Genomic DNA, 6,709 nt, shown 5'->3' with positions numbered 1-6,709 from the left:
GCGGCGACCGGCTGCGGGGCCGGGGCGGGTGCGGGTGCCGGCGCGGGCGCCGGGGCAGGGGCGGCGGCGGGTGCCGGGGCGGCGGCCGGGGCCGGAGCGGAACCGGCCTCACCGATCACGCCGAGCTCGCCGCCGACCTCGACCACGTCGTCCTCCTGGGCGACGATCTTCGTGAGAACGCCTGCGACCGGGGACGGGATCTCGGTGTCGACCTTGTCGGTGGAGACCTCGAGCAGCGGCTCGTCGACCTCGACCGTGTCTCCTTCCTGCTTCAGCCACCTGGTCACAGTGCCCTCGGTGACGCTCTCACCAAGAGCCGGCATCTGGACGGAGAAGGTCATGTCCGTTGACTCCTCTGACTGCTCGTCGGGTTAAACAGTTCGTCTCTCCGCGGGCGTGGCACCGCGGGTCGCGGTGTCGTCCCGACGGCCACCGATCATTCTGTGGCACCGGAGATCCGTGTTGGTTCTTGTTCCAGCCACCCATCCTTGCACTCGTCCGGGTGCGGCGTGTCACAGGGCGGCCGTTGCGCCGACCTCTCAGTGTCGCGATCCCCCGCGTGAGCAAGAGATCTCCCTGGCGTGAGCGTGAATTGGCGGGAATGGCATGAGACGTATCACGTTTGCGCGCGACACTCCTTTTCCGGGTGCCGCTGGCCGGGAGTCGAGGCAACGCTGAGCGTGATAGCCGACAGCTAGCTGAACGTGCCGCCGCTCGCCGACCGGATGGCTGAGCGTCCGCGGAGAGCGCGGCGGTTGCGTCGCGGGAGTGATGAATTCGCGGGGAATGGTGAATCGGTTGAGGGCACGTAGGATGCCGACAGCCTCGCCGCAATGTCGATGGGCGCCGTCGGCGCACGCGAACGCCCGTTCGCATGTCTCTCGTGTCGGCGCATGGATTTGGCCCCCGCGGCATCGCCTCACCGGCCCTGAATTGCCGAGTGCGCCACCGGGCTCGCCGAATCGCGTTTCTGCGGTCGTCCCCGGGCGCGGGAGCCGGCGCTGGGCTGAGCTGGGGCTGAACGGATTCTGTGGGGCTGCTTAGGGGTTGGCCGGGGGACTGGCGAACGGTCCGGGAACTGGCACTATCGAATTATCCGGCGGTCTTTCCGTGGCCGGAGAGGAGGTAGCCGGGGATGGGTTTCCTGGATCTGTTCGGGCGCAGCGGTACCGCGCGCCGGGGTGATGCCGACCCCGAGGCGATGGCGCATCTCGTCGCCTGGACCCGAAGCCATTACGGCGTGGAGGCTTTCGTCGAGCCGCGCACGACCGTGTCCGATGTCTCGGTCGTCCTGGTCGCCCACGACGGGTCGTGGACCCGCCGCGCGGTCGGCGAGCGCGGCGCGCAACGCCTGTCCGCCACCTTGAACATCCCCGTCTACGACGCCCGCCGAGTCGGCTACCCCCAGCGCATGCGCGACCACGAGGCCCGCCGCCGCATCCTCGAACGCCGCGCGGCTCAGGACCTCTGACGCCGGGACCCGGAACGTCCGGCGCGAGTCCGGCCGCGCCGAACGACGACGCCCGCCACCGCATCGAGCGGGGGCGGGCGTCCGTGTGCGACTGCGCCGTTCGCTATTCGGCGGCGATGTCCTCGAGGGTCGCGATGAGGGTGCGGACCGGGACGCCGGTGCCGCCCTTGCCGATGTAGCCGAACGGCCCGCCGGTGTTGTAGGCGGGGCCGGCCACATCCAGGTGGGCCCACTGCACGCTCTCGGAGACGAACTCCTTGAGGAACAGACCGGCCGACAGCATGCCGCCCCAGCGGTGCGGCGCGACGTTCTGCAGGTCGGCGATCTTGGAGTTCAGATCGGCGCGCAGTTCCGCGGGAAGCGGCATGGCCCAGGCGTTCTCGCCGACGGCCTGCGAGATGCGGGCCACCCGGTCGCGGAAGGCGTCGGTGCCCATGACGCCGGGGGTGCGGGTGCCGAGCGCGACCATCTGCGCACCGGTGAGGGTGGCGACGTCGATGACGTAGTCGGGTTCGTCCTGGCCCGCGCGCACGAGCGCGTCGGCCAGGATGAGCCGGCCCTCGGCATCGGTGTTGATGACCTCGACGGTGGTCCCGCCGAACTGGGTGAGCACGTCACCGGGCCGCTGCGCGGTGGCCGACGGCATGTTCTCGGCCATCGGCACAGTGGCGATGACGGTGAGCGGCAGGCTCAGTCGCGCCGCCAGCAGCGTGGTGGCGATGACCGCCGCCGCGCCGCCCATGTCGGAGGTCATGTTCTCCATGTTCGCTGCGGGCTTGATGGAGATGCCGCCGGTGTCGAAGGTGATGCCCTTGCCGATGAGCGCCACCTTGGGGTCGCCGCCCGCGTAGGTGATGCGGATCAGTCGCGGCGGCCGCGAGGAGCCCTTGCCGACGCCGAGAATGCCGCCGTAGCCCTGGGATTCGAGTTCCTTCTCGTCCAGGATCTCCACCTGCAGGCCTGCGGCCTTGGCCAATTCCGCTGCGCGGTTGGCGAATTCGGCCGGGAACAGGTCGTTGGGCGGGGTGTTCACGAAATCCCGCGCGGTGGCGACGGCTTCGGCGACGGCCTGCGCCCGGAACAGCGACTCTTCCCCGAATCCCGGTTCGGGAACCAGGAATTCGACGCGCTTGACCGGCTGATCGTCGTCCTTGGGCGCGGTCTTGGCGGACTTGAACGTGGTGAACTGGTACGCGCCCAGGTAGAAGCCCTCGGCCGCCGCGCCGAGGTCGAGCCCCGACAGGGTGGTGACCGCGGTCGCGACCCCGGTCAGCGCCCGCCCGGCCGCACCGGCCGACTTGCGGACCTGCTCGGCGTCGAGCTTGTCCTCGGCCCCGAGCCCGACCGCCAGCACGTAGTCGACGCCCAGCCCGGCCGGAGCCGGCACCCGCGTGACCTCCTCGCCCTTCCCCTTGGCCCCGACCGCCTGCAGCGCAGTCAGCAGCGCGGCCCGGGTCTCGCCGTCCAGCACATCCTCGAAGACGTCGGCGGGCGCGATGACCGGCCCGTCATCCGTCGAGGTGAGGCCGATGACGAGGACGTCGGCCTGCCCGATGCCCACGGTGCGTACGAGTTCCGGTCCGAGCGAACGATCTGCAACAGCTGTCATAACCGCCCACGTTACTTCCCCTGCTCACCCGAGGCGGGTTCGGCGCGTCTCCCGGGGACTCGCCGGGCGGAACACCACCCGTCAACAGTCCTGTACGCCCGGTTCGGGCTGTTCTCGACCTTTGCGGGCCGGCGCCTGAATACCCTGGAACAGACACCGCCGTCGGGCATGACTTCGCGGTGTCCCCACCCTCCGGTGCCCTCTCGAATCGCGCGGGCGCACAGGAGGTTTCCAGTGGCGAAGGCGAAGTTCCAGCGGACGAAGCCGCACGTCAATGTCGGTACCATCGGCCACATCGACCACGGCAAGACCACTCTCACTGCGGCGATCACCAGGGTCCTGCACAACAAATATCCGGACCTGAATCCCTTCACCCCCTTCGAGGCCATCGACAAGGCCCCCGAGGAACGGCAGCGCGGCATCACCATCTCCATCGCCCACGTGGAATACCAGACGGAGAACCGCCACTACGCGCACGTCGACTGCCCCGGCCACGCCGACTACATCAAGAACATGATCACCGGTGCCGCCCAGATGGACGGCGCCATCCTGGTGGTCGCCGCCACCGACGGCCCGATGCCGCAGACCAAGGAGCACGTCATCCTGGCACGCCAGGTCGGCGTCCCGAAAATGGTGGTGGCACTGAACAAGTGCGACATGGTCGAGGACGAGGAGATCCTGGAACTGGTCGAACTCGAGGTGAGCGACCTGCTCAGCGAATACGAATTCGACGGCGACAACACCCCCATCGTCCGCGTCTCCGCCTACCAGGCGCTGGAGAACCCGACCGGCGAGTGGGGCGACACCATCACCGAACTCCTGGCCGCCGTGGACGATTGGATCGACACCCCCACCCGCGAGGTCGAGAAGCCCTTCCTCATGCCCATCGAGGACGTCTTCACCATCACCGGCCGCGGCACCGTCGTCACCGGCCGTATCGAACGCGGCGTCCTGAAGGTCAACGCGGAGGTGGAGATCGTCGGCATCCGCCCGAAGACCACCAAGACCACCGTCACCGGCATCGAGATGTTCCGGAAACTGCTGGACGAGGGCCAAGCCGGCGAGAACGTCGGCCTCCTCCTGCGTGGCGTCCGCCGCGAAGATGTGGAGCGCGGCCAGTGCGTCATCAAGCCGGGTTCGGTCACACCCCACACCCAGTTCGAAGGCCAGGCGTACATCCTCTCGAAGGAGGAGGGTGGCCGCCACACCCCCTTCTTCAACAACTACCGCCCCCAGTTCTACTTCCGCACAACGGATGTCACCGGCGTGGTGACCCTGCCGAAGGAGGTGGAGATGGTCCTCCCGGGTGACAACGTCTCCATGGAGGTGGTCCTCATCCAGCCAATAGCCATGGAGATCGGTCTCAAATTCGCCATCCGGGAGGGCGGCCGGACGGTCGGCGCCGGCCAGATCACCAAGATCCTCAAATAGCCGTTCAGCCCATTTCTTCCAGTGCCTTGCCCTTCGTCTCCGGAACCCACTTGAGCACGAAGGGAATCGAGAGGATGGCGAAGGCGGTGTAGATGACGTAGGTCCCCGACAGGTTCCAGTCGGCCAGGCTGGGGAAGCTGGCGGTGATGACCCAGTTGGCGATCCACTGCGCCGACGCGGCCACACCGAGCGCGGCGGCGCGCAGCCTGTTGGGGAACATCTCGCCGAGCAACACCCACACCACGACACCCCACGACATGGCGAAGAACAGCACGAAGCAGTGCGCCGACACGAGCGCCACGATGCCCTGGGTGTGCGGCAGGCTCACGCTGTTTCCGGACCCGGACTTGTACGAGAACGCCCAGCCCTCCAGTGCGAGCGAGATCGCCATGCCCGTGGATCCGATGAGCGCCAGCGGCTTCCGCCCGATCCGGTCGACCAGCACCATGGCGATCACAGTGCCGACGATATTGATGATCGAGGTGGTGAACGAGTAGAAGAACGAACTGGACGGGTCGATGCCCACCGACTGCCACAGCGTCGCCGAGTAGTAGAAGACGACATTGATGCCGACCAGCTGCTGGAACACCGACAGCCCGATACCGATCCACACCACCGGCAGGAACCCGAACCCACCGCCCAGCAGATCCTTGAACGTCGAACGGTGCTCACTGTGCATGGCCTGCTCGATCTCGGCCACCCGGGCGTCCAGATTTCCCTTGTCACCCTCGACCTGGGCCAGCACCTCCTTGGCCTTGTCGGTCTTACCGATGGAGATCAGATACCGCGGCGACTCCGGAATGGTGAACGAGAACAGCCCGTACAGCGCCGCCGGCACCACCATCACACCGAGCATCCACTGCCAGGCCTCCAGCCCTGCGATGTGACCGCGCTGCTCACTACCCGCCATCTTCAGAATCGCGAAGTTCACCAACTGTGAAGTGGCGATACCGATCACGATGGCCGCCTGCTGGAACGACGCCAGCCGCCCGCGATACGCCGGCGGCGACACCTCGGCGATGTACGCGGGCCCGATCACCGACGCCATCCCGATCCCGACGCCACCGATCACACGCCACATCGCCAGATCCCACAGCGCGAACGGCAGCGCCGACCCGATCGCACTACAGGTGAACAGCGTCGCCGCGATCCGCATGCACCAGATGCGCCCGATCCGGTCCGCGATCCGCCCCGCGATCGCCGCCCCCACCGCGCACCCGATCAATGCAATGGCCACCACCTGCGCCAAGGTCGCCGACCCGATGTCGTACCGATCCCGGATCGCCTCGACCGCCCCGTTGATGACGGAGCTGTCATACCCGAACAGAAACCCACCCATGGCCGCCGCAGCGGTAATGAACACGACATAGACGAGGCCGTCCGCCCCACCCACCTGATCGCCGGGCGTTCGCTCGCCCACCGTTGAATTCACGCAGACTCCTTCGTCCCGACCCGGAGCCTGGTGAGCCCGGGCCAACCACCTTGGGTAAGACCGAGATGACGCACAGAACCCCGTCAGACGGCGCACTCCGACGATCGTTGCTGCTGTGATGCTTGTCAACGCGGCCCGCAGGGGTCGTTTTCCGGTGATGTGGGCAGGCGGTTTGGCTGCGATGTGGTCTTCTCTCCCCGCCAACCGTTCGGCCTCTCGGAGTAGTAGCGCCGCAGTCTCGACGTCGCCGGCTCGCGCGGCGTCCGTCGCTCGCGACACCGCATACAGAACTCCGGACCGATCCTCGCGACTCTCCGTCCGCGCCGAACAGCTGCGGCCACGAGACCTCCTTACCCATAGGCAGCGTTGTGGGGAGGTATTCGGAGCCATGCGGCCTTCGACTCGTCCGTGCCACTCATCCGATGTGCCGGAAAAGCGCAGGTAGACAGCCGATTTGACTTTGGTTCGTAGCAACACGTAACTTATTCCAGGTCAGAGCGACACGGACACCGACCCGGAGCCCCAAGGGCCTGGGAAACGAGGTTGGACGAGGAGCGCCTGATGATCACACTAGTTCGACCTGACCAGCGGATTTGGTTCTGCTGCATGGTGCGAGCTAAGCTTGATAAGTTGCCTAGCTGATCGAACGGGCTTACCGCCCGGGAGATGGCTTGTGCGTGTGTTCTTTGAGAACTCAATAGTGTGTCGATGAATGTCAGTGCCAAATTTTGAAATTTGGTTCCGATTCTCACCCCCCGTGTGAGGG

5 protein-coding genes are annotated in these 6,709 nt (G+C 66.9%); 2 read left to right on the top strand and 3 right to left on the bottom strand.

The genetic code is table 11. The features are described from left to right. On the bottom strand, positions 1 to 341 hold a 341-nt coding region (locus tag ACFXN1_RS50945), incomplete at its 3' end, for a biotin/lipoyl-containing protein (protein ID WP_379464137.1). Positions 342 to 1,135: 794 nt separating this feature from the next. On the opposite strand from ACFXN1_RS50945, the gene ACFXN1_RS50940 reads away from it, so the two are divergent. Continuing rightward, positions 1,136 to 1,471, top strand: coding sequence for an oxidoreductase (locus tag ACFXN1_RS50940; protein ID WP_379446159.1), 336 nt, complete (start codon positions 1,136 to 1,138; stop codon positions 1,469 to 1,471). 103 nt (positions 1,472 to 1,574) lie between these two features. Here ACFXN1_RS50940 and ACFXN1_RS50935 read toward each other — a convergent pair whose 3' ends face one another. Further along, on the bottom strand, positions 1,575 to 3,080 hold the full coding sequence (locus tag ACFXN1_RS50935; protein ID WP_379404890.1) for a leucyl aminopeptidase: 1,506 nt from the start codon (positions 3,078 to 3,080) through the stop codon (positions 1,575 to 1,577). Positions 3,081 to 3,314: 234 nt separating this feature from the next. Between ACFXN1_RS50935 and tuf the strand changes: the two genes are divergently transcribed. Continuing rightward, complete coding sequence (gene tuf / locus ACFXN1_RS50930) at positions 3,315 to 4,511, top strand: elongation factor Tu (protein WP_379404892.1); 1,197 nt, start codon at positions 3,315 to 3,317, stop codon at positions 4,509 to 4,511. 4 nt (positions 4,512 to 4,515) lie between these two features. Here tuf and ACFXN1_RS50925 read toward each other — a convergent pair whose 3' ends face one another. Then, positions 4,516 to 5,943: a sugar porter family MFS transporter gene (locus ACFXN1_RS50925; RefSeq protein ID WP_379446161.1), complete on the bottom strand. Its 1,428-nt coding sequence runs from the start codon at positions 5,941 to 5,943 to the stop codon at positions 4,516 to 4,518. Positions 5,944 to 6,709: the final 766 nt, after the last annotated feature.

This window comes from Nocardia sp. NPDC059154 (genome assembly GCF_042755705.1).
GTDB lineage: Bacteria > Actinomycetota > Actinomycetes > Mycobacteriales > Mycobacteriaceae > Nocardia.
This window is presented reverse-complemented; position numbering and strand designations above follow the sequence as displayed.

Bases quoted from the DNA above. Each gene is read 5' to 3' on its own strand.
- ACFXN1_RS50935 (WP_379404890.1), bottom strand. From the start codon at position 3,080: ATGACAGCTGTTGCAGATCGTTCGCTCGGACCGGAACTCGTACGCACC.
- ACFXN1_RS50940 (WP_379446159.1), top strand. From the start codon at position 1,136: ATGGGTTTCCTGGATCTGTTCGGGCGCAGCGGTACCGCGCGCCGGGGT.